A 21,476-nucleotide genomic window follows, 5' to 3' on the forward strand; every position below is an offset into this window, starting at 1 on the left:
GAAGGCCGGGAGCTGGCTGTTGCCGTTGCCTGGCTGAGGGGACCGGGCCTGGTTGTCAGTGGTGACTGTCAGGCCGAACTGGGCGGTCATGACGAGCAGTTGCTGCGCGGCCGTGTCTACGGCGCCGACCACGCTGCCCCGTGCCGGCGGCCCGGCCGGCGCTACGCCGAACTGGTCGGCGGCGAGTGATCGCCTCGTACAACCGGACGAGATCTGCTGCGTGAGCCGCACTCCGGGCTCCGCGGCCATCCAGGAACAGGTTCATCGGGTATGCGATCCTGCCGTCGCCCCGCCCGACAGGAGAAGTACTCCACGAACAGGGTGTCGCCCCCCGACTTCTCCCGGTACGTCAGGGCCGCCGCCTCCTGCGAGGCAGCGGCCCTGACGCCATTCACCACTGTGGCCGGTTACGTGCGGAGCAGTTGACGCCCACCGAGGTTCAGTTCCAGATGCCGGTGATGTCGGATGCGTTGGCCGCGGCCCCTGCGTGGGTGGTCAGGCCGGCCAGGTCCTCGATGGTGCGCAGGGTGTCGTAGTGGTTGTAGCGGTTCGAGGTGGAGCTACCCGGAGCCACGTGCGCACCGTAGAACACGGTGGCGATGTGGTTGCTGTGCGAACTGTCGTCCTCGTCGAAGGTGACGGCCAGGATGCTGTTGTGCGTCTTGGCCCAGGTGGCGTAGGCGCCGAGGTTGTTCTTCAGCCAGGTGTCACCTGTGTTGATGGAGCAGTCGTGCATGTCGTTGCACAGGTTCGGGGTGACGAACGAGACCTTGGGCAGGGTCGTGTAGTCCGTCGGGAACTGCGTGAAGGTGTGCGCCGTGTTCAGCGGGACGTTGCTGAAGGCGAACCACGGGTTGTGCTTCCGGGCGTATTTGGTGGCGGAGTTGGTGCACACAGTGGAGCCCTGGGAGGGCAGGCCCTCGTTGTAGCTGCCCCATGTCTTGCCGGCGCCGATGAGCTCGGAGCCGAGGTTCGCGGCGCTGCTGAACTGCGGTGTGTAGCAGTTGTCGTTGGTGATGCCCTGGTTGTTGCCGGAGAACAGGTCGAGGTAGTTCGGCTGGCTGGGGTGGGTGATGGCGTACGACTGGGTGAGGTTGCCGCCGCCGGCCACCAGAGTGTTGTTGAGGTACGGGGCGCTCGTGCTGCCGATGACCTGCTCGTAGGAGTGGTTCTCGAACACCACCACGACCACGTGGTCGGGGGCGGGGAGAGCGGCGGCCTGTGCAGCCGGGGCAGCGGCCCACAATCCGACCAGGGCGGCGGGAAGGGCGGCGAGGGAAAGCGCCCGGCTCGAGCGCTTCCTGCGGGAGAGCAAGGACACGGTGGACCTCCTGTGGGAGCGGTTGGGACAGCGCTGGGGGGTTGTCTACTGCTCAGGTGGTCGTCTTTGCTTCGGGCAGTAGGAGACTAGGAGGCCGCTCTCGAGGTCTTCAGCTTCTCTGAGATGAAGGCCCGCCAAACAGTTGTCGTCAGCCGGTAAGTGACGTCGTACACTGCGTTCATGTGTCAGGGGATGCCCGGGTACCGCGCTGAAACGGGCGTGAGCGCCCCGGGTCTCGTGGAGTTCGCGATCTTGTGATCAAGCGGTCTGCGGGCCTCTTTCACCTGCGACCAGTGCGCCTGTTCGTACCCGTCGGGTGGTACATGGCCGAGGCAGAGTGGAGCCATTCACACGCAGCCCGGGTGCTCGTCACGGGTGCCGCAGGCCTGCCACCCGCGGCCCCCGGGCGTTGCTCCCCGCGACGAGCCTGTGCCGGGATCGTCCAATCACCGGCCGGGTTGGAAGACGGCCCGGAGGATGAATACGCTGCCGCCCTTGCGGCATGCCTGGGTGGCCTGGCGTACGGCAGGTCGTGAGGTCGGCTCGGCCGTCCGCCAGGTCCAGGCCGGCGAGTATGTGGTCCTGCCCTTCAACGTCGCCTGCGGCTTCTGCCAGCAGTCCGATCGGAGCCTGACCAACTCCTGCCTGACCACGCAGCCGGAACCGGCCCTTGCGGGAGCCGCCTACGGATTCGCCGAGCTCTCCCTCGCGGCGGAGACGTAGAACAGCGCGGAGTCCATGCTGAAGCTCAAGCTGGGCGGCCGTCGATGGTGGTTGCGTCATAGTCAGCTTCGAGGGCTCCAGAGCCCGTTCGAAAGCGGCCCCGCTGAAGCTCACCTTCGACAAGGCGACGTCCCGCAGGAATGCCTCGGTGGTGAAGCGCAATCGGAACGGCTGCGAGACCACGTCAGCCGGCCCCGGCGGCCGAAGTCGCTGGGTGTTGCTTCCTGGCCCGATGCGGTGTGGGTGCTCAGTGAAGGACGGTGAGCAGACCCTCGACTCCGCGGCGGAACGCGGCGCCGACGCTGTCGACGCCGTCGAGGTGGGCGCCGCTCATGGCGCCGTCGCGCATCATGACGAAGTGCCGGGCGGCGTGTTCTGGTTTGCCGCGACGCGGTGAGTTCCCGAAGACCTGCGTGAAGAGTTCGGTGAGCGTGGCCATGTACCAGGCGCGGTGATCGAGAATCACCTGGCGCACCCGGTCTTCGGGGTCGGGGTACTCGGCGGCGGCCTTGAGGAACGCGCAGCCGCGGAACTCCGGCGAGGCCAGGCTGTCGGCGACGGCGGTCCCGATCGCGCGCAGGGCGTCGGCCGGGGACGGTGCGGCCTCGATGGCGGCCTGGATGCCGGCCCGCATGTCGGTGTCGACACCGCGCAGGTAGGCGATGACGAGGTCTTCTTTCGAGGGGAAGTGCCGGTAGAACGTCGCCCGCGTGGCCGGGGCCTCGGCGAGGATCCGCTCGACCCCGACCGCCCGGATGCCTTCGCGGTAGAAGAGCCCGCTGGCCGTGGCCAGCAGCCGCTCTCGCGCCTCTGACCGGACCGGCTCGACCGATGAGCCGCCGTTCGGGGTGCCGGGCGCGGGTCGTGTCCGTGTGGCCATGACCCCACCGTAGCAGAAAGAACGATCGGTCTTGCGTCCGCCCGGGAAGTCGTGTCAGGCTCCACTCTGCGAGAGAGAACGGTCTTTCTACTAGGAGTCCGGCGGCCAGCCGTTGCCCGCTCCACGTCAGCAAAGACCAGAGTCAGCGGTCTTCTTTGGAAAGGAACAGTCATGACCACGACTACTGCCCCCGCCCCTGCCCCTGCCACCGTCGCGTCAGCGCTTCGCCGGCTCTACCTCATTCGTTTCGGGTTCGCCCTGACCTGGGCCGTCGTGCTCTTCTTGACCGCGTCGAGCATCGGGCCGGTGAGTGCGACCCTGCTCGTGATCTACCCGCTGTTCGACGTGGGCGCCGCCGTCGTCGATGCCCGCTCCTCCCGAGCGAGCCGGTCCGCTCTTGGTCTCTACGTCAACATCGCGATCAGCCTGATCGCCGCCGTCGGACTGGTCTTCGCGGTCACCTCCGGCATACCGGGGGTCCTGCGCGTGTGGGGGGTCTGGGCCGTCGTGGCGGGCCTCGTCCAGCTCCTCGTCGCTCTGCGGCGACGCGACCTCGGAGGCCAGTGGGCGATGATCGCCAGCGGCAGCATCTCCACGCTCGCCGGGATCTCGTTCCTCCAGCAGGCCGCTGCCCCTCACTCCTCGCTAAGCAGTCTGGCCGGCTACGCCCTGCTTGGCGGCATCTTCTTCCTCGTCTCTGCCCTGCGCCTCGGACACAACGCCAGCCGGAGCACCGGTGGGAGCAACTGACATGACCGACCACACCACCAGCGTCGACAGCATGTTCGCCGTCATCGTCATTGGCCGGGAAGAACGTCGCCGACCGAGTGGCGTACGCCGGGCTCAGCGCGGCCATGATCGAGCAGGATCTCGTTGGTGGTGAAGGCTCCTGCTGGGCCTGCACCCTCACCAAGACGCTGGGCCCGCAGGGAGCGGTGCACTGTGAGCGGATCAGCGGGCGATTGAGATCGCGAAGGGCGCGAATCCGGTGGACCGAATCACGTGCGGTACGAAAAGTACCGCGGCCTCGGCGGCGCGGGCGGTCTGGATTCCGCCGAGGTCGGTGATCCACTCCTTGTGCCAGCCGAGGTCGGTGAGCAGTTCACCGACGGTCTGCTTGGCCTGCGGGTCGTCGCCGGAGAGAAACGCGGTTGGTGCCTGGGTGAGCGTGGCCGGCGCGGTCATCACCGGGAAGAGCATGGTGTTGAGGGTTTTGACGACGCGGGTTTCGGGGAGGGCGTCCTGGAGTTGCTCGGCGAGGCTTGAGCCGGGGTAGATCAGGTCGGCGGGTAGTCCGTCCGGTCCGTCGGTGGTGGCGTTGGAGACGTCGACGAGGATCTTGCCGCGCAGTTCCTCCCGTAGGGCGGCGAGCCGGTCCAGCGAGCCGGCTCCCGGGGTGGCGTTGATGACGATCCGGGCTGTCCGGGCAGCGTCAGCGGTGGCGCCCGGTGTGCGGTCCGCCACGGTCACCTCATGCCCTGCCCGGGTGAGCGCTGTGGTCAGGTTGCCGCCGACGCGGCCGTTTCCGAGTACTGCGATCGTGGTCATGGTGATGTGATCCTTGTCGTGGGTGCGGGTTGTGGTGCGCGGTCAGCGTGAGAGCGTGGCGACGGCCTGGGCGTGGATGCCGGGGGCGGCGGCCAGGAGGCTTTCGCTCTGTGGGGTCCAGGGGCGGCCCTCGGCGTCGGAGATCTGTCCGCCGGCCTCGGTGACGAGCAGTGCGCCGGGCAGCAGGTCCGCGCGGGCGCCGGCGAACTGCCAGAAGGCGTCGATGCGGCCGGCGGCCACGTTGGTCAGGTGCAGGGTCGCGGGCACGGCGGTGCGGACGACGAGCGCGTCGAAGAGCATCGCGGTGATCGAGGAGCCGACGCGGCGCACGACTTGCTCGTCCTCATCGGGCCGGGCCTGGCTGGTGGCCACGATGCTCAGGCCGAGGTCCGCGCTCTGGGAGACATGCAGCGGCCGCCCGTCGAGGTGGGCGCCCGCGCCGGTGAGCGCGGTGTAGGTCTCGCCGGTCAACGGCAGGTGGACCGCGGTGAGCACGGGCTGGTTGTCGCGCACGAGGGTGGCGGTCACCGCCCACTCCGGCAGGGTGTGCAGGTGGTTGACGTTGCCTTCGGCCGGATCCACGACCCACCATTCGCCGGGCGGCAGCGCCCCGCCGTCGAGCTCGTTCTCCACCCAGCCGGCGTCCGGGCGCAGGCGCGTGAGGCGGGGGCGCAGGATGTCGAGGGCCGTGTCGTCGTTGGCGGCGAGGGCGTGCATCAGCTCTTCGCGGCTCTGGTAGCGGACCACCTCGCCGAAGCGCTCGCGCAGCGCCGAACCGGCCGCACGCACGGCGATCGCGGTCTGGGCGAGCAGATCGGCGTCGGAGGCGGCGGCGTCAGTGGTCTGAAGCGTTTCGGACATGGTGAACTCCCTTGTGAGTAGGGGGTGATGAGGCCGTTCGAGCCGGACTGTGCGCTCGGTTCAGCGCTCTGGTCTCGACGGTATACAGCCCCTTGATTAACCTCAAATGCATGTAAAGCACGGCTAGGATTACTCACATGCAATTGGATTTGAATCTGCTGGCCGCGCTCGACGCGCTGCTGGAGGAGGGCAGTGTGGCCGGGGCGGCCGCACGCATGCATGTCACCGCCCCCGCGATGAGCCGGAGCCTGGGCCGAATCCGTCGCACGACCGGGGATCAGATCCTGGTGCGCACCGGCCGCACGATGACCCCGACGCCATACGCGATCGCCGTCCGGGAACAGGTGCACGAGCTGCTGCACCAGGTCCAGAGGGTGCTGGCACCGAGCCGTGAACTCGATCTGGCAACGTTGGAGCGCACCTTCACACTCCGCTGGCACGATTCCCTGGTCGCGTTGGGCGGCCCCGCGCTGCTCTCGGCCGTGCGCGGACAGGCGCCGGGCGTGCGGTTGCGCTTCGTCGCGGAATCGAGCATTGACACCCCCGAGTTGCGGCGTGGAGAGGTCGACCTGGAGGCGAACGCCAACCGGCCGAGCGCACCGGACATTCGTGCCGAGAAGGTGGGCGAGACCCGCCTCGTCATCGTGGTGAGGCAGGGGCACCCGCTCACTCGTGTCAGGACCATCACCGCGAAGCGGTACGCCGCCGCTGAGCACGTCACCGTCTCGCGACGGGGAAACCTCAGCAATGCCGTCGACGACGCCCTCGCGCGGCTCGGCCTCACCCGCCGCGTGGTGGCGACCGCGCCCACGGAAGCGGCCGCGCTGGAGTTCGCGCGCGACTCCGATCTCCTGATCAGCGTCCCTGAAGCCACCGCGGGGTCCGCGGTCGCCGGCCTCGGCCTGGCCGTGCTCCCCCTCCCGCTCGAACTGCCGTCGGCGCCGGTATACCTGTCATGGCATCAGCGCTACGACACCGACCACGCCCACGCCTGGCTGCGCGGGCTGGCGCGGACCGCGCTGGCCATGGGCGGAGCGTCGTCGTAGCCGGCGCCGGCCGGCTGCTTCACCCATACGTCCAGGCGACCACCTCGATGCCGCACGGCCGGCCGCTGTCCGCACCCGCATCAGAGAACCAACCCCGCCGGTAGGCGTGCACGACCGAGCTGAACGGGGCCGCGAAGCCCGAGCTTGCCGAGAAGGCAGGACACGAACGTCTCGACGGACTCCTGGCCGCCTACCCCCATGCTGCGTCGGCCGTGGGGTGGCCGGATCGATGCCTGTGGCTCACGATCGCTGACCTGTTCGCCCTGCTCGGTCTGTCGGTCGGTACAAGTCGCTTCAGGAGGCCGTCGCGGGAACGAGGTTGTCGAGTCCCTTCGCACTGCCCGTCGCGGCCTCGATCGAGCGCGGCAGCATGATGCTCTCGTAGGCGCGGACGGCGTCGTCGACGCTGGACTCGGTGACCAGTGCGTGGGCGAGGTCGGCGCCGTCGAGCATGGCGAGGTTGGCGCCCAGCCCGACGGGTGGCATCAGGTGCGCGGCGTCGCCGAGCAGCGTGACGCCGGGAACGTGATCCCAGGTGTGCGGGGCGGGCAGGACGAACAGGGACCGGTGGATGAACCCGTGGTCGCCGTTGCGCAGGATGTAGCGCAGGCTCTCGTCCCAGTCGTCGAACAACCTCAACAGATATGTCCGCACGGCCCGCTGGTCGCCGAGGTCGACACCGGCGGCCTCATGCCAGTCCTTGGGCGCGCGGAGCGCGATGTAGGCGCGGATGTGGCCGTTGCTGTTGCGCTGGGCGACCAAGGACCTGCCGGCGCCCTTCGCCAGCATCGATCCGTTGCCGACCAGCCGCGCGAGGTCGCGATGGCGGGTATCGCAGTGGTCGAACCCGGTCTCGACGAAGGTGACACCGGTGTAGCCGGGTGCGGCGGGCGACAGAGCCGGGCGCACGCGTGACCAGGCGCCGTCGGCACCGACCACCAGGTCGAAGTCCTCGGCGGTACCGTCACCGAACAGCAGCCGGCAGGTGCCGTCCGGCAGCGGGGCGACGCTGGTGACGGCACGGTCCCACCGCACCGTGCCCTCGGTGAGCGAGTCCAGGAGCAGACCACGCAGCTGGCCTCGGTCGATCTCCGGCCGTCCGCCGTCGGCGGACGGCCCCTGCTGCGCCAGGAGGGCGGCGGTGGCGAAGTCGAGCACGCGCCACTCGTCTCCTTCGGGGCGGGCGAGGGCGTGGAATCGGTCGAGGAGCCCCGCCGCACCGAGGGCGGCCTGGCCGGTGTCGGGATGCATGTCGAGGGAGCCGCCCTGCGGGCGGGAATCGGCGGATGCCTCGCGTTCGAAGACGGTGACGGAGCGGCCGTGTTGCTGGAGGACTCGGGCGCAGGTGAGGCCGCCGAGGCCGGCGCCGACAATCGCGATGCGGGGATCACGAGCAGGGTTCATGGGAGTGCCCCTCGGGAGGTGGGTGAGCCGCCGGGAGGCCCGGCACGACCAAGAAAGCACACTCGGTAAATAAGCGCAATGACTAAACTTTTGCAGCGACTGCACTTCGAGGTACGGTGGGCGAGTGACCGAACCGACCGGGCGCCGCGAGCGCAAGAAGGCCCAGACCCGCCAGTCCCTGGCCGACGCCGCGCTTGAGCTCTTCCTCGAGCGCGGCTACGACCAGGTCGGCGTCAAGGACGTCGCCGACCGTGCCGACGTCTCGGTGACCACCCTGTTCAAACACTTCTCCTGCAAGGAAGCCCTGGTCTTCGATCAGGACGACGAACTGGAGGCAGAACTCGTCGCCGCCGTGCGCGAACGCCCCCCGGGCCAGTCGATCCCGCAGGCGCTGCGCGAGCACCTCCTGCTGAAACAGGCCCAACTCGCCGTCCACGCCACCGACCCGCGGTTCGCCGACTTCACGCGCCTGGTGCAGGAGACCCCCGCGCTGCGCGACTACGCCCACCGCATGTGGACGCGCCACGAAGCGGCCCTGGCCAGGGCCGTCGCCGAGGCGGTGGGTGCGCCCGAGGATGACGTCAGCTGCGCCGCCCTGGCCCGTTTCGCCCTTGAGGCCCGCAGCCTCATCCTGCAGCATGCCGAACCGCGCCGAGCCGCCGACGAGGTCTTCGCGCTGCTCGAACACGGCTGGGCAGCCTCCCATCCGAGCAACTGACCGGGCTGCCAGGCGCCCCGCTGTGCGCGGTGGCGGTGCACGCTCGGGACCCTCGGTGAGGCCCTCCGCGAGGTGTCCTCCCTCGATACCCCGTTGGCCGGCGTAAGACGACCGGAACCGGATCGACTTCTCCCGGGGCGGGTCGCCGTGCCCGACAACGAGATGTGACGAGGCGTCCGCCGATCTGCGCAAGCCCTGACGGGTCGTTTCGGAACTTTGCGCTGCATCGGGGGTTCGGCGCGCGGAGGCCGGCGTCGGGGGCTCATGGCGTTTCCTCACGCCGCTGTACGTCGGCTCGGCGCTCAACCCGGTCAACAGCTCGTTGATCGCGCACCGCCGCCGGTCTGCTGCGGACCTTCGGGTACGTCGGCTCGATCGCCTCCCCGCTGGTCACCGTGACAGCAGTGGCATGCGCGCGGCCTGTGCTGCCTGTGCGGCGAGCGGGGTGTCATCGACCACGTCCACGTCGTGGACCGTCAATCGCTTCCATGCAGTCGTGCGGCCTCGGGGACGGCCGGCCAGGTCACTTGCGTCCGGTCTGGGGAGTCCGAGCCGTAGGCACTGAAGATGGCGTAGCTGCCCAGGCTCGCAGGCTCCGGCTTGGTCCGCGCGGTGCCTCCCATGGCTCCGGACAGGATGCCCAGGATCACCCCCCGGCGTCCGTGATCCGCGTCAGTGTCTCCTCGATGCCGTCCAGGACTCGGTAGTGCTCCGAGGCCCTGATGTCGCCTCCGGGTGCCGCAGGTGCGCGGCGTACAGCCGGGCCGGCTCGTCGTGGGTCGGATCGCGCCCGGGTACGGCTCGGAAGGTTGGTTTCCTGGACGAAGGGGATCGGGGCGGCGAGGTCGTAGAGGCCTGGCTCCGAGCAGGGGTAAGGCGTCCATCTCGCCGGTGGCGGCGAGGAGGGCGCCGTGGCAAGTGCCGGATCCCGTGGATGGTTTCCGGGGTGGTGGCGTGGGGGCTTCTGTCGTGAACCAGTCCAGTGCGGGGTGGGTCTGCGCGGCGTGTCCTGCCGGTTTCGCGGCGATGGCTCGGTGCGGCTGAAAAAGCCGAACAGGGGGACTTGACGCCTCACAGGCCCAGTGAGAACGTTCTCTCACCCCCCGGATGGGAGAACGTTCTCCGATGTAGGGGAAGGGCGGCGCGCTGCACTCGCGATCACTCAGGTGTCACGGTCTCGGACGCCGGCCGCTGCCTTCCAGCTCCAGCGCCCATGTCATCTCACTCGCACCACCGTCCGTTCCACGACTCGGAATCGGACGTCAGCCCGCGCACCATGTCCCAGCCTGCTTGGAGGAGCAATGACGAAGTTCGGTTCGGCACGGGGGGTGATCGCCGCGGTCGCCCTGTCGCTGCTCACCGCTACCGGCTGCAGTGCCGGTTCGGCGGCCGGTACGGGCGGGTCGTCCGCGACGTCGGCAGGGGTCGCCCAGGCGGGTGTCCTGAAGATCGGTACCTCGAACAACATGAAGCCCTACGCGTACGAGGAGAACGGCAAGCTGACCGGCTTCGAGATCGATCTCATCTCGGCAGCCGCGAAGAGGCTCGGGCTTCAGCCGCAGATCGTGTCGCTGGACTTCTCGGGACTGCTGCCCGCGGTCAGCAACCGGCAGTTCGATGTGGCCGCCGCGGCGATCGGCATCACCGCGCCGCGCAAGAAGATGGTCGACTTCTCCGACGGCTATCTCGCCGGCTATTTCGGCGTCCTCACCAGACCGGACAGCGGGATCACCTCCGCCGTCGCGAGCGTGAAGGGCAAGCGGATCGCCGTACTGCAGGGCTCCATCGAGGACGCCAACGCCGGCACGTTCCTTCCGGGCGCGGACATCGTGAGGTTCCCTGACGACAACTCCGCCGACCTGGCGCTGAAGAACAACCGGGTCGCCGGATTCTTCAACGACTTCGAACCGAACCTCGGCATCGCCGAGAAGTACTCCGACCTGCACCTCAAGCAGCCGATCACCATCCCGGCCACCGCGTTCCCCGCCGGCTGGGCGGTACGCAAGGGCAACACCAAGCTGGCCGGCCGGCTCAACGGCGCGCTCAAGCAGCTGGTCGGTGACGGCACCTGGCTGAAGCTGTACAAGAAGTACTTCCCGCAGGATCCGGTCCCCACCGGCAGCCAGCTGCCCCCGTACACCGCCAAGGGGTAGTCATGAACGCACTCCTGCACAACTTCTTCGACTGGCAGCTGATCGGGCAGGTGCTGCCGGACCTGCTCACCTACGGGCTGCGCAACACGCTGGTCCTCGCGGTGTCCTCCGCGCTGCTGGGCAGCGTCATCGGGATGGTACTGGCGATCATGGGCCTGTCGCACCGCTGGTGGCTGCGTCTGCCCGCACGGGTCTACACCGACCTCTTCAGAGGTCTGCCTGCGGCACTGACCATCCTGATCGTCGGCGAGGGCGTTTTCTCCGCGCAGATCAGCTGGCTGACCTCGCCGTACCCGGTGGCCGTCCTGGCCATGAGCCTGATGTCCGGTGCGTACATCGGCGAGATCTTCCGCTCGGGCATCCAGAGCGTGGACAAGGGCCAGGGCGAGGCCTGCCGGGCCCTCGGGCTCACGCACGGCCAGTCGCTGCGCCTGGTGGTGGTGCCGCAGGGCGTGCGCAGGGTCCTGCCGGCGATGGTCAACCAGTTCATCGCCATCATCAAGGACTCCAGCCTGGTGTACTTCCTGGGCCTGGTCACCAGCCAGCGAGAGCTGTTCCGCATCGGTCAGGACGACTCGATGACGACCGGCAACCTCTCCCCGCTGCTGGCCACCGGCCTGTGCTATCTGCTGCTGACGGTGCCGCTGACCCACTTGGTCAACTACATCGACCGGAGGCTGCGTGAGGGCTCCCGCCCGGCCGCGGCGGTCCAGGAGCCGTCCCTCGTCGATCCGAAGGAGGCGCTGGCATGACGACGCCGGACGTGACAGTTCCCCCCGACTCGCGGCGCTACGAGGGAACTTCGCTGGAAGCCCGCGATGTGCGGATGCGGTTCGGGCCGGTTGAGGTACTGCGCGGTGCCGACCTGCTCGCCCCGGCCGGCGAGGTGGTGTGCGTCATCGGCCCGTCCGGTTCGGGAAAGTCGACGCTGCTGCGCTGCCTGAACGGGCTGGAGACCCGCTCGTCGGGGCAGATCCTGCTCGGCGGCGAGGACACCTCGACCATGGACGTCAACATGCTGCGCCAGCGGGTCGGCATGGTCTTCCAGCACTTCAACCTCTTCCCCCACAAGACCGCGGAGCAGAACATCACGCTCGCGCTGCGGCATGTGAAGAAGATGCCCCAGCAGGAGGCGGAGGCGATCGCCCGCCGGCGGTTGCGGGACGTGGGCCTGGCCGAGCGCGCGGGACACCGGCCGGCCCAGCTGTCCGGCGGCCAGCAGCAGCGGGTCGCCATCGCCCGGGCACTGGCCATGGAGCCGCAGGTGATGCTCTTCGACGAGGTCACCAGCGCGCTCGACCCGGAGCTGGTCAAGGGAATCCTCCAGTTGATGGCAGACTTGGCACGAGGTGGCATGACGATGATCGTCGTGACGCACGAGATGGGGTTCGCCCGGAAGGTCGCCGACACGGTGGTGTTCATGGACGCGGGGGTCGTGGTGGAATCGGGGACGCCCGAACAGATCTTTGACGCGCCCACGTCGCCGCGGCTGAAGAACTTCCTCTCCCAGGTGCTGTGATGTCGGCCGGTACAGGAGCCTCGAGTGGGCGCCGGCGTCCCACGGTGGCCGACGTCGCCCGCGAGGCAGGGGTATCGGTGGCCACGGCCGGCCGGGCGCTGGGCAACTACGGCCGCGTCCGGGCGGACCTGCGCGCCCGGGTACAAGCGGCCGCGGACCGGCTGGGGTACTCGCCCAACGCCGTGGCGCGCAGCATGCGTTCCGGCGGCACGCGCAGCATCGGCTTCGTCGGCGCCGACATCTCCAACCCCTACTTCGCCACCGCGATGCGCGGCCTGTGCGACGTGGCCCGTGAGCAGGGCTACGAGCCGATCCTGGCCAACAGCGACGACCGGCTCGAGGTGGAGCGCGCCGCCGTCAACGTCCTGCTGGACAAGCAGGTCGAGGGCATCGTCGTGGCACCGACCTCGGTCACCGACGTCGCCCACCTCAAGCGGGCGCAGGAACTGGGTGTGCCCATCGTCCTGCTCGACCGGCCCATCGGTACGCTCGACGCCGACAGCGTGGTGATCGACAACGAGGCGGCCGCCTACGAGGCGGTGTCGCACCTGCTCGAGCTCGGCCACCGGCGCGTCGGTCTGCTGGCCTGCGTCGACCCGGAGGAGAGCCCGGAACTGGTGGCGCGCGGCGGCACGGGGCGGCTGGCGGTGCTGGGCGCGGCCCGTCCGTCCATCGACCGTATCCGGGGCTACCTCGCCGCCGTGGACGACCACCGGGCGACCTCCTCGGCCGAGCTGATCCAGTACACGCCGCTCAGCGACACGGCGCAGGCCCAGCGCCATGCGGAGACCCTGCTGAAGCTGGAGCAGCCGCCCACCGCCGTCTTCGCCACCGACAACGTCACCACGCAGGGCCTTTTCATGGCGGCGCGCCGGTGCGGGCTGGCCATCCCCGGCGACCTCTCACTGGTCGGCTTCGACGACCTGGACTGGACGACGCTCGTCGACCCGCCGCTCACCGTGGTGGCCCAGTCACCGCTGGCCATGGGCCGCGCCGCAGCGGAACGACTCTTCGAACGGATCAAGGGCGACGACCGCCCCGCCGAGCGGCTCGTGCTGCCGACCGAGCTGATCGTCCGCTCCAGCACCGCCGGGCACGGACAGGGTGCGTAAGCGCCCCGTCTGATCCGCCCCACACCCACCCCACCCCACTCCATCCCCGGCGGGAGCGCCTCCGGCGCACCGTACCCAGCCCACGGCAGGCGCTGTGCCCACGTGGGCACCACGGCCATGCCTGCCACCGGAACATCGAGAGGTTCTCCATGCGTACTTCCCCTTCCCGCGCCCGTGTCGCCGTCCTGGGCGGTGGCGTCATCGGGGTGGCGACCGCGACGCAGCTCGCCCGCCGCGGAGCCGAGGTCGTCCTGGTCACCGAGGCCGAACTGGCCGACGGGGCATCGGGCCGCTCCCTGTCCTGGCTCAACTCCTTCGGCGGCATGCGCTCGCAGGCCTACCACCAGCTGCGGCTGCTGGGCATCGACCGGTATCGCACGCTCGCCGCCCGCCTTCCGTCCTCCGACTTCCTGAAGTTCGACGGCGGACTGACCTGGGCGGCGCCGGGGGAGGAGTCGCACCGCGTGGCGTTCGAGCACATGCGGCACAACGGCTACGACGCCGTCTGGCTGACCCGCGACGAGGTCGCGCAGTGGACGCCCGGCGTGGACCCGGCCGCGATCCCCGACGAGGGTGCCGTCTTCAACCCCGGTGAGGGCTGGGTCGACCTGGTCGCGCTCGTCCAGCACCTGGCCGGGCAGTTCACCGCGGCCGGCGGCCGGATCCTCACCGGTGGCGGCGCCGCCGAGGTAGTGGTCGAGAGCGGCCGGGCGGTCGCCGTGCGGACGGGCGCGGGGGAGCGGATCGACGCCGACGCGGTCCTGCTGGCGACGGGCGCCGACGTGCCGGCCATGGTGCGCCGGTACGGGGTGGAGATCCCGGACGCGACGCCGCAGGCGCTGCTCGTGCGCACCAAGGCGGTCGACACCGCGCTGCGGGCCACCCTCAACACCCCGCGTGTGGCGCTGCGCCCCGCACCGGGCGGGGCGCTGGTGATGGACTCCGACGCCTCGGCGGCCGAGGTCATCGCCCACGCGGACGGCAGCTACGAGGTCAAGGACTCCACCGTCGAGCAGCTGCTGCGTGAGGCGTCGGCCGTGCTGGCCGGCCATCCGCAGCTGGAGCTGGACTCCTACGGCGTGGGCCGCAAGCCCATCCCCGGTGACGGCGAGCCGGTCTTCGGCGAGCTCGACGAGGTGCCGGGCCTGTTCGTGGCCTTCACCCACAGCGGCGCGACCCTCGCCCTGATCGCCGGAGAACTGCTGGCCGACGAGATGACGACCGGCGAGCGCAGCCCGCTGCTCGAGGCGTTCCGGCCTTGCCGCTTCCACTGACCACTGGCCGTCACGACCAAGGGACCACCCATGACCACGCCCGTACGCATCGGACTGGCCGGTTACGGCTTCGGCGGCCGCTTCTTCCATGCGCCGCTGCTCGCCTGCGCGCACGACTGCGAGTTCCTCGGGGTGATCACCACCTCGCCCGAACGCCGTGCACAGGTCGCCCGCGACCTGGACCGGCCGACGTACGCCTCGCTCGAGGAGCTGGCCCGGGCCGGAGCCGAGGCGGTCGCCATCTCCACGCCGGCGGCCACCCACGTGGCGTTGGCGCAGGAGGCGCTGAAGCTGGGCCTGGCGGTGGTCTGCGACAAGCCGTTCGCCCTCGACGCGGCTTCCGCACGGGAGACCGCCGAACTGGCGGACCGGCTGGGGCTGACGCTGACGGTCTATCAGAACCGGCGCTGGGACTCCGACTTCCTGACACTGAGACGCCTCGTCGACCAGGGCAGGCTCGGCACGCTGACCCGGTTGGAGTCGCGGTTCGAACGGTTCGATCCCGAGCCGGGCCCGCCCGCCGCGGGCGGCGGCACCCTGCTCGACTTCGGCAGCCACCTGGTCGACCAGGCGCTGGTGCTGTCCGGGCCGGTGGAGCGGGTGTACGCGGAGACGCGCCACCGTGACGGCGCGGGCGGGCTCGACGAAGACGTCTTCGTCGCGCTGACGCACCGCAGCGGCGTGCGGTCGCACCTGTGGGGCAGCTGGCGGCAGGGCGCCCCGGGGCCGCGCTTCCGGGCGACCGGCACCTCGGGCACCTTCCTCGTCGACGGCATGGACGGGCAGGAGGCGCTGCTGACCGCCGGTGCGTCCCCGGCATCGGAGGGCGAGCGCTGGGGGGTCGAGCCCGAGGACTGCTGGGGACACGTGCTGCGCGGAGCGTACGCCGAGCCCGTACCGTCCGCCCGCGGCGCCTGGGACCTGTTCTACCCCGCCTTCGCGGCCGCGGTCCGCGGCACCGGCCCGGTGCCGGTCGACCCGTGGGGCGCGGTCGAAACCGCCACCGTCCTGGACGCCGCCCGCGCCGCCGCCCGCAGCGGCGGGACCGTAAGCCTGTCCTGACCTCGCACCAACCCTCTCGATCCGGCGAAGGAGCCCCGCCCGTGCGTGTGAACGACCCCGTCCTGCAGCCACTGCGGATCAACAACCTGGTCCTGAAGAACCGGATCTACAGCACCGGGCACGCACCCTCCGGCTATCTGCAGGGCGGCGCGCCGGGCCTGCGGTACGAGCTGTACCACGAGGAGAAGGCCAAGGGCGGGATCGCCCTGACGATCATCGGGGGGTCGAGCAACGTCGCGGCGGACTCCGCGAACGTCTTCGACCAGATCGACGCCGGGGACGACGCCATCCTGCCGTTCTACCGCTCCATCACCGAGCGCCTGCACCGGCACGGCACGGCCGTCATGATCCAGCTGACCCACCTGGGCCGCCGGTCCAAGTGGGACATCGACCGATGGCTGCCCGCCCTCGGCCCGTCCCCGGTGCGCGAGCGGGCGCACCGCAGCTTCCCCAAGGAGATCGAGCTCCACGACATCCACAGAATCGTCCAGGCCTACGGTGCGGCCGCGCGCAGGGCACGGGAGGGCGGCCTGGACGGCATCGAGATCGCCGCCATGGCCGGCCACCTGATCGACCAGTTCTGGTCGCCGCGCACCAACCACCGCACCGACGAGTTCGGCGGCAGCCTGGAAAACCGGCTGCGCTTCGGCCACATGGTGCTCGAAGAGGTCCGCCAACAGGTCGGCGACGACTTCGTGGTCGGCATGCGCGTCCCCGGAGACGAGGGCGTGGCCGACGGCCTCACACCCGCCGACTGCGTCGACATCTCGACCGCGATGGCCGGCACCGGGAAACTCGACTTCCTGTCCGTCATCTACGGCTCCGGCAACACCGACCGCGAACTGGCCGACGTCATCCCGGTGTTCGGCCGACCGCTGGGCGCCCACCTCCCGGCGGCGGCAGCGATCCGCAAGGAGGTCGGCATTCCGGTCTTCCACGCCGGCCGGATCGCCGACCTGTCCACCGCCCGGCACGCCCTCGACGGCGGCTACGCCGACATGATCGGCATGACCCGGGCGCACATCGCCGACCCGCACATCGTCGCCAAACTGCTCGCCGGACAGGAGGAGCGCATCCGTCCGTGCGTCGGCGCCACCTACTGCGCCTCCCGCGTGGAGACGTTCTGCCTGCACAACCCCGCGACCGGCCGGGAAGCGGTGATCTCGCAACTGGTCACCCGGGCAGAGGTCACCAAGCGCGTGGTCGTCGTCGGCGGCGGCCCGGCGGGGCTCGAGGCCGCCCGCGTCTGCGCGGCACGTGGGCACCACGTCACACTGCTGGAGGCCGCCGACCGGCTCGGCGGGCAGGTCCTGCTCGCCGCCCGGACCCCACGGCACGCCGAGAAGGCCGGCATCGTCCACTGGCTGGCCCGGGAGATCGAGCATCTGGGAGTGACCGTCCGACGTGGCTGCCTCGCCGAGCCCGCCGACGTCCTGGCCCTGCGGCCCGACGCCGTGGTGGTCGCCACCGGCGGCCTGCCGAACACCGCCGTGGGCCAGAGCGGAGAGGAACTGGTCGACTCGACCTGGGACGTACTCGGCCGCACCCCCCGGCCCGGCCACCGGGTTCTGATCTTCGACGACCACGGCGGCGAGCAGGCGCTGACCGCCGCCGAGCGACTGGCCACCGCCGGCGTGGCGGTGGAGCTCGTCACCCCCGACCGGACGGTCGGGACCGACGTCACCGGCACCCTCTACCCGGACTATCTGCGAGCCCTGTACGCGCACGGCGCAGTGCTGACCCCCGACCATGTGCTGCGCGCGGTACGACGCGAGTCAGGCGCCCTGGTGGCCACGTTGGCCAACGCCTACACCGACGCGGTGTGCGAGCGCGTGGTCGACCAGGTCGTCGTCGAACACGGGACCACCCCCGCCGACGACCTGTACCACCAATTGCGGGCGGGTTCCCGCAACCTCGGCGAGACCGATCCGACCGCGCTCGCCGAGGGCCGGCCACAGGACCGGGCGACCAACCAGCACGGCACCTACCAGCTGTTCCGAATCGGTGACGCGGTCGCCCACCGCAACGTCCATGCGGCACTGCTCGACGCCCGGCGACTGTGCATGGCCATGTGACGGGCCAGTGTTCATCACCGCGAGGCGGCCGGGCTTCGCGGTCCGCGACGGTCGAGCCCACGACGGCGGCCAGTCGGCAGTACGCGAGCCCTCGTTCTCGTCCCTCGTGTGCCGCGAGAGCACGCTCGGTCGCCTCCGAGCCCTCTGCCTGAGCCCTGAACCCCCGCACCACGGTCAGCGGCGTCACGTGCAGGCCGTAGGCGGCCCCCATCGCGGCCGCCTACGTGTGCGGGGCGCATCCGCGACAGCAGGCGCGCCCGGTGCGATGTGCGGGGGGTCGAAAGGGGGCCTGCCGGGCACTTGGGGGGTCACCGCTCGCTCCGTGGCCGGGGCAGGCATGCCCAGGCGCAGGAGCCCGCCGGGGTGCGCTGCACACCGCAGTCGGTGGCGTGCGCATGCACCAGGTGCAGGCCTCGGCCGCTCTCGGCGAGTTGCCCGGCCGGGTCGTGGTGGTTTGCGGTGGGCCGCTTCCGCCAGACCCCGTCGTCCTGCACGCGGATCACGATCTTCTCGGCGGTACAGTCCAGGCGCAGGGTCACCCCGGTCGCGCCGCTGTGCAGCACGGCGTTGGTGACGAGCTCGGAGACCACGATGCGGGCGGCGTCGGTCACCTCTTCCCCCACGTGCCACCGGCTGAGCTGGGTGACGGTGAACGACCGGGCCAGCGCGGCCGCGCGGCACTCGGCGCGCATCGCGCACACCGCCACGCTACTCGGGGGCGGATCGCCTCGGGACCTGCGCCGTCGTCCGGGCGACGGCCGGTCCGCCCGGGCGCTCGGCCCGGGCCGGGCCGCAGGAAGGAGAAGACGTGCAAGATGGCGCATGGACATCACGACTCCGCGGGATCGTCGATGGGCCGGTGGTCTTCGGGCGGAAGCGGTGGCTCGGCGGCGACGACCAGGACCTCGAGGGTGCGTGGGCCGTGTACGCCCTCCACCCGCTTCATCTCGATGTCGCTGGTGGCCGACGGGCCGGAGACGAAGGTCAGCGGCCGGGCCGGGGCCAGGCGGGCCAGGGCCTGGGGGACCGAGCGCACGATCCGCTCGGCCGGGATCACGCACAGGTGGTAGTCGGGGACCAGGGTCAGCGCCCGGCGCCCCTGTCCGGGGCCGCCGTCCAGGACGAACGTGCCGGTGGCTGCCACGGCGGTTGCCGCGGTGGTGACCACGCCATCGACGGCGTCCAGCGCGCCCAGGCCCACGGGCGGGTCGTCATCGAGCACCCGAACGCCGGCCAGGCCGGCGCGCCACCGCTCGGGGAACCCGTGCGGAACCACCACCGTGCCGGCGCTCCGCCCGGTGAGCGCCTCGGCGATCGCGGAAGGCGCCGCGCTCGCGTCGACCAGGCGTGCCGATGCCCCGTAGTCGGCGAGGCGTTCCAAGAAGAGCGCGACCGTCTGCGGCGCCCCGGCCTCCCGCGGGCGTCCCCCGCCCGCGTCGCGGTAGCCGCGCGGCACCTGCGCGTAGCTCTGCTCGACCGCGGACGAGTCGCCCACCGCGCTCCGGATGCGGGCCAGTACCTCCTCGCGGGCGGCCGAACGGGATGAAACCGTCATGGGTGCGTCCTCCTCCACCAGGTACGGAAGCTCTCCGGGGCGGGAGCCGGCAGGTCGCGCGCGTCGGTCCACCCCGCGAGGGGGCCGGGCAGCCGACGGATCCGCCCGTCACGGCGCACAAGACGGGCGGCGGCGGCCGCTATGCGCTGCGCCCCGGCCAGCCGGCGCGGGGAGGACAGCGTCCAGCGCGCCGCCCCCATCACCAGCCGTTCCCATCCCGGGAGCGGGCGCCGGCGCCTGCTGTCCACCACGCGGGCGCGCAGGTGGACCAGGACCTCCGGGATGTTGATCTTGACTGGGCACACCTCGTAGCAGGCACCGCACAGCGTCGAGGCGTAGGGCAGCGAACGGTCCACCGCGGAAGCGGTGCCGCGCAGTTGGGGTCCGAGAATCGCGCCGATCGGGCCCGGGTAGACCGACCCGTAGGCGTGCCCGCCCACCCGTTCATAGACCGGACAGACGTTGAGGCAGGCCGAACAGCGGATGCAGTTGAGCGCCTGCCGGCCGATCGGGTCGGCCAGGGTCGCGGTGCGTCCGCCGTCGAGGAGGACGACGTGGAACTCCCGGGGCCCGTCGTGGTCGGCCGTGCCGGTCCAGCTCGAGGTGTAGGGGTTCATCCTCTCGCCCGTCGAGGACCGGGGCAGCAGCTGGAGAAAGACCTCCAGGTCCTGCCAGCGCGGAACGACCTTCTCGATGCCGGCCAGGCAGATCAGGGTCTCGGGAAGGCTGACGCACATGCGCCCGTTGCCCTCCGACTCGGCCACGACGACCGTCCCGGTCTCGGCGACGAGGAAGTTGGCGCCGCAGATGCCCACCTCGGCGCGCAGGAACCTCTCCCTCAGGTGCCGCCGGGCCGCCTCCGCCAACTCGTGCGGTTCGTCGCCGAGGGGGCCGGCGTCCCCGGCGTCGTCGCCGGCCGCGCCCGTGCCCATCTCGCGGCGGAAGATCTCCCGGATCTCCGCGCGGTTGCGGTGGATGGCAGGCACCAGGATGTGCGAGGGCCGGTCATGGCCGAGCTGCACGATCAGTTCGGCCAGGTCCGTCTCGTACGCGCGGATCCCGGCCTGCTCCAGCGCGGTGTTGAGGCCGGTCTCCTGGGTGGCCATCGACTTGACCTTGACCACCTCGCTCCGGCCGGTCCGCCGTACCAGGTCCGCCACGATGCGGTTGGCCTCCGCGGCGTCGCGGGCCCAGTGCACGCTGCCACCCGCGGCGGTGACCCGCTCCTCGAACTGCAGGAGGTAGCGATCCAGGTGGCGCAGGGTGTGCTCCTTGACCGCCCGCCCGGCCTCGCGCAGCTCCTCCCAGTCGGGCAGCTCGCCGACCGCCTCGGCGCGCTTGTCGCGGATGGTGCGGGTCGCCTCGGCGAGGTTGCGGCGCAGTTGCGCGTCGCCGAGGGCGTCCCGTGCGGCCTGAGGGAACGCCGGCATGCCGAGGAACGTCGTGCCGCTCACCGGTGGGCCACCTCCTCCCCGGTATGGGACGCGGACGCCGGCTCGTCCTCGGTGGACGCCAGGATCTCGGCGAGGTGGAGGGTGCGCACACCGGTGCGCAGCCGGGTCAGCGCGCCGCCGATGTGCATCAAGCAGGAGTTGTCCGTGGCGCACAGCACCTCGGCTCCGGTGTCGAGGACGTGCCGGACCTTGTCCGCGCACATGGCCACAGAGGTGTCGGCGTTCTTCAGCGCGAAGGTGCCGCCGAAGCCGCAGCACTCCGTGGCCGACGGCAGCTCCACCAGGTCGATGCCGCGTACGGCCCGCAGCAGGGCCAGGGGTTGGCGGACCGCCTTGAGCATCCGCAGCGTGTGGCAGGTGGGGTGGTAGGTGACCCGGTGCGGGAAGTACGCGCCGACGTCCACCACACCGAGAACGTCGACCAGGAATTCGGAGAGCTCGTACACCGGCGGGGTACGGCGCACCGCCGCCGCCAGCCGGGACTCGCCGGCCACCTCGGCCACCCGCCCGTGGTATTCGCGGACCATGGCAGCGCACGAGCCGGAGGGGGTCACGACGGCGTCATAGCCTTCGAAGGCCTCCGTGAAGCGGCGGACCAGCGGCACGCACTCGCGCTGGTAGCCGGTGTTGAAGTGCATCTGGCCGCAGCAGGTCTGCCCGGCCGGGAAGTCGACGGTGCAGCCCAGCCGTTCCAGCAGCCTGACCATCGCCCGGGCGGTGCCGGGGAAGAGGGTGTCGTTGAGGCAGGTGACGAACAACGCGGTGCGCATG

Annotated in this window: 19 protein-coding genes and 1 pseudogene; 11 read left to right on the forward strand and 9 right to left on the reverse strand. The window is 70.7% G+C overall.

The window, feature by feature from the left end; translation table 11 throughout:
- Positions 1 to 439: 439 nt before the first annotated feature.
- On the reverse strand, positions 440 to 1,321 hold the full coding sequence (locus OG956_RS36485) for an alkaline phosphatase family protein (protein ID WP_330342300.1): 882 nt from the start codon (positions 1,319 to 1,321) through the stop codon (positions 440 to 442).
- 534 nt (positions 1,322 to 1,855) lie between these two features.
- Between OG956_RS36485 and OG956_RS36490 the strand changes: the two are divergent.
- Positions 1,856 to 2,023 (forward strand): annotated as a pseudogene (locus OG956_RS36490) (aldehyde dehydrogenase); the annotation flags it as partial.
- Positions 2,024 to 2,291: 268 nt separating this feature from the next.
- Here the strand turns inward: OG956_RS36490 and OG956_RS36495 are convergent.
- The gene (locus OG956_RS36495; protein ID WP_330342301.1) at positions 2,292 to 2,924 is read right to left on the reverse strand and encodes a TetR/AcrR family transcriptional regulator; all 633 of its coding nucleotides are present in this window, start codon (positions 2,922 to 2,924) and stop codon (positions 2,292 to 2,294) included.
- Between the two features lie 171 nt (positions 2,925 to 3,095).
- Here OG956_RS36495 and OG956_RS36500 point away from each other — a divergent pair, with 171 nt between their 5' ends.
- Positions 3,096 to 3,674 (forward strand): hypothetical protein, encoded by a 579-nt coding sequence (locus OG956_RS36500; protein WP_330342302.1) that lies wholly within the window; start codon positions 3,096 to 3,098, stop codon positions 3,672 to 3,674.
- Positions 3,675 to 3,875: 201 nt separating this feature from the next.
- Here the strand turns inward: OG956_RS36500 and OG956_RS36510 are convergent, their stop codons facing one another.
- The gene (locus OG956_RS36510) at positions 3,876 to 4,472 is read right to left on the reverse strand and encodes an NADPH-dependent F420 reductase (RefSeq protein ID WP_330342303.1); all 597 of its coding nucleotides are present in this window, start codon (positions 4,470 to 4,472) and stop codon (positions 3,876 to 3,878) included.
- 42 nt (positions 4,473 to 4,514) lie between these two features.
- Entirely contained in the window at positions 4,515 to 5,333 is an 819-nt protein-coding gene (locus OG956_RS36515) for an inositol monophosphatase family protein (RefSeq protein ID WP_330342304.1), read from the reverse strand.
- Positions 5,334 to 5,470: 137 nt separating this feature from the next.
- Between OG956_RS36515 and OG956_RS36520 the strand changes: the two genes are divergently transcribed.
- The gene (locus OG956_RS36520; RefSeq protein WP_330342305.1) at positions 5,471 to 6,379 is read left to right on the forward strand and encodes a LysR family transcriptional regulator; all 909 of its coding nucleotides are present in this window, start codon (positions 5,471 to 5,473) and stop codon (positions 6,377 to 6,379) included.
- A gap of 294 nt (positions 6,380 to 6,673) precedes the next feature.
- On the opposite strand, the gene OG956_RS36525 is transcribed toward OG956_RS36520, so the two are convergent.
- Entirely contained in the window at positions 6,674 to 7,783 is a 1,110-nt protein-coding gene (locus OG956_RS36525; RefSeq protein WP_330342306.1) for an FAD-dependent oxidoreductase, read from the reverse strand.
- Positions 7,784 to 7,907: 124 nt separating this feature from the next.
- On the opposite strand from OG956_RS36525, the gene OG956_RS36530 reads away from it, so the two are divergent.
- The 8 genes from OG956_RS36530 (at position 7,908) to OG956_RS36565 (ending at position 17,696) form a co-directional block, all read left to right on the forward strand.
- Positions 7,908 to 8,501, forward strand: coding sequence for a TetR/AcrR family transcriptional regulator (locus OG956_RS36530; RefSeq protein ID WP_330342307.1), 594 nt, complete (start codon positions 7,908 to 7,910; stop codon positions 8,499 to 8,501).
- 1,301 nt (positions 8,502 to 9,802) lie between these two features.
- Positions 9,803 to 10,654, forward strand: a complete 852-nt coding sequence (locus tag OG956_RS36535; protein ID WP_330342308.1) for an ABC transporter substrate-binding protein — start codon at positions 9,803 to 9,805, stop codon at positions 10,652 to 10,654.
- A gap of 2 nt (positions 10,655 to 10,656) precedes the next feature.
- Entirely contained in the window at positions 10,657 to 11,406 is a 750-nt protein-coding gene (locus OG956_RS36540) for an amino acid ABC transporter permease (protein ID WP_330342309.1), read from the forward strand.
- Entirely contained in the window at positions 11,403 to 12,173 is a 771-nt protein-coding gene (locus tag OG956_RS36545; RefSeq protein ID WP_330342310.1) for an amino acid ABC transporter ATP-binding protein, read from the forward strand. The genes OG956_RS36540 and OG956_RS36545 overlap by 4 nt, the downstream gene beginning before the upstream one ends.
- A 44-nt stretch (positions 12,174 to 12,217) precedes the next feature.
- The gene (locus OG956_RS36550; RefSeq protein ID WP_330342311.1) at positions 12,218 to 13,285 is read left to right on the forward strand and encodes a LacI family DNA-binding transcriptional regulator; all 1,068 of its coding nucleotides are present in this window, start codon (positions 12,218 to 12,220) and stop codon (positions 13,283 to 13,285) included.
- 149 nt (positions 13,286 to 13,434) lie between these two features.
- Positions 13,435 to 14,559 (forward strand): NAD(P)/FAD-dependent oxidoreductase, encoded by a 1,125-nt coding sequence (locus tag OG956_RS36555; RefSeq protein ID WP_330342312.1) that lies wholly within the window; start codon positions 13,435 to 13,437, stop codon positions 14,557 to 14,559.
- A gap of 30 nt (positions 14,560 to 14,589) precedes the next feature.
- The gene (locus tag OG956_RS36560) at positions 14,590 to 15,621 is read left to right on the forward strand and encodes a Gfo/Idh/MocA family protein (protein WP_330342313.1); all 1,032 of its coding nucleotides are present in this window, start codon (positions 14,590 to 14,592) and stop codon (positions 15,619 to 15,621) included.
- 41 nt (positions 15,622 to 15,662) lie between these two features.
- On the forward strand, positions 15,663 to 17,696 hold the full coding sequence (locus tag OG956_RS36565) for an NADH:flavin oxidoreductase (protein ID WP_330342314.1): 2,034 nt from the start codon (positions 15,663 to 15,665) through the stop codon (positions 17,694 to 17,696).
- A gap of 308 nt (positions 17,697 to 18,004) precedes the next feature.
- On the opposite strand, the gene OG956_RS36570 is transcribed toward OG956_RS36565, so the two are convergent.
- The 4 genes from OG956_RS36570 to OG956_RS36585 form a co-directional block, all read right to left on the reverse strand.
- Entirely contained in the window at positions 18,005 to 18,388 is a 384-nt protein-coding gene (locus tag OG956_RS36570) for an ATP-binding protein (RefSeq protein WP_330342315.1), read from the reverse strand.
- Positions 18,389 to 18,525: 137 nt separating this feature from the next.
- Positions 18,526 to 19,251 (reverse strand): LutC/YkgG family protein, encoded by a 726-nt coding sequence (locus OG956_RS36575; RefSeq protein ID WP_330342316.1) that lies wholly within the window; start codon positions 19,249 to 19,251, stop codon positions 18,526 to 18,528.
- The gene (locus OG956_RS36580; protein ID WP_330342317.1) at positions 19,248 to 20,705 is read right to left on the reverse strand and encodes a lactate utilization protein B; all 1,458 of its coding nucleotides are present in this window, start codon (positions 20,703 to 20,705) and stop codon (positions 19,248 to 19,250) included. Before OG956_RS36580 ends, OG956_RS36575 begins: the two co-directional genes overlap by 4 nt.
- Positions 20,702 to 21,475, reverse strand: a complete 774-nt coding sequence (locus tag OG956_RS36585) for a (Fe-S)-binding protein (RefSeq protein WP_330342318.1) — start codon at positions 21,473 to 21,475, stop codon at positions 20,702 to 20,704. Before OG956_RS36585 ends, OG956_RS36580 begins: the two co-directional genes overlap by 4 nt.
- Position 21,476 lies beyond the last annotated feature (1 nt).

The organism is Streptomyces sp. NBC_00557 (assembly GCF_036345995.1).
Classification (GTDB): Bacteria; Actinomycetota; Actinomycetes; order Streptomycetales; family Streptomycetaceae; genus Streptomyces.

Bases quoted from the DNA above. Each gene is read 5' to 3' on its own strand.
- OG956_RS36500 (WP_330342302.1), top strand. From the start codon at position 3,096: ATGACCACGACTACTGCCCCCGCCCCTGCCCCTGCCACCGTCGCGTCA.
- OG956_RS36495 (WP_330342301.1), bottom strand. From the start codon at position 2,924: ATGGCCACACGGACACGACCCGCGCCCGGCACCCCGAACGGCGGCTCA.
- OG956_RS36535 (WP_330342308.1), top strand. From the start codon at position 9,803: ATGACGAAGTTCGGTTCGGCACGGGGGGTGATCGCCGCGGTCGCCCTG.
- OG956_RS36585 (WP_330342318.1), bottom strand. From the start codon at position 21,475: ATGCGCACCGCGTTGTTCGTCACCTGCCTCAACGACACCCTCTTCCCC.
- OG956_RS36510 (WP_330342303.1), bottom strand. From the start codon at position 4,472: ATGACCACGATCGCAGTACTCGGAAACGGCCGCGTCGGCGGCAACCTG.
- OG956_RS36520 (WP_330342305.1), top strand. From the start codon at position 5,471: ATGCAATTGGATTTGAATCTGCTGGCCGCGCTCGACGCGCTGCTGGAG.
- OG956_RS36515 (WP_330342304.1), bottom strand. From the start codon at position 5,333: ATGTCCGAAACGCTTCAGACCACTGACGCCGCCGCCTCCGACGCCGAT.
- OG956_RS36570 (WP_330342315.1), bottom strand. From the start codon at position 18,388: ATGCGCGCCGAGTGCCGCGCGGCCGCGCTGGCCCGGTCGTTCACCGTC.
- OG956_RS36575 (WP_330342316.1), bottom strand. From the start codon at position 19,251: ATGACGGTTTCATCCCGTTCGGCCGCCCGCGAGGAGGTACTGGCCCGC.
- OG956_RS36545 (WP_330342310.1), top strand. From the start codon at position 11,403: ATGACGACGCCGGACGTGACAGTTCCCCCCGACTCGCGGCGCTACGAG.
- OG956_RS36555 (WP_330342312.1), top strand. From the start codon at position 13,435: ATGCGTACTTCCCCTTCCCGCGCCCGTGTCGCCGTCCTGGGCGGTGGC.
- OG956_RS36525 (WP_330342306.1), bottom strand. From the start codon at position 7,783: ATGAACCCTGCTCGTGATCCCCGCATCGCGATTGTCGGCGCCGGCCTC.
- OG956_RS36540 (WP_330342309.1), top strand. From the start codon at position 10,657: ATGAACGCACTCCTGCACAACTTCTTCGACTGGCAGCTGATCGGGCAG.
- OG956_RS36560 (WP_330342313.1), top strand. From the start codon at position 14,590: ATGACCACGCCCGTACGCATCGGACTGGCCGGTTACGGCTTCGGCGGC.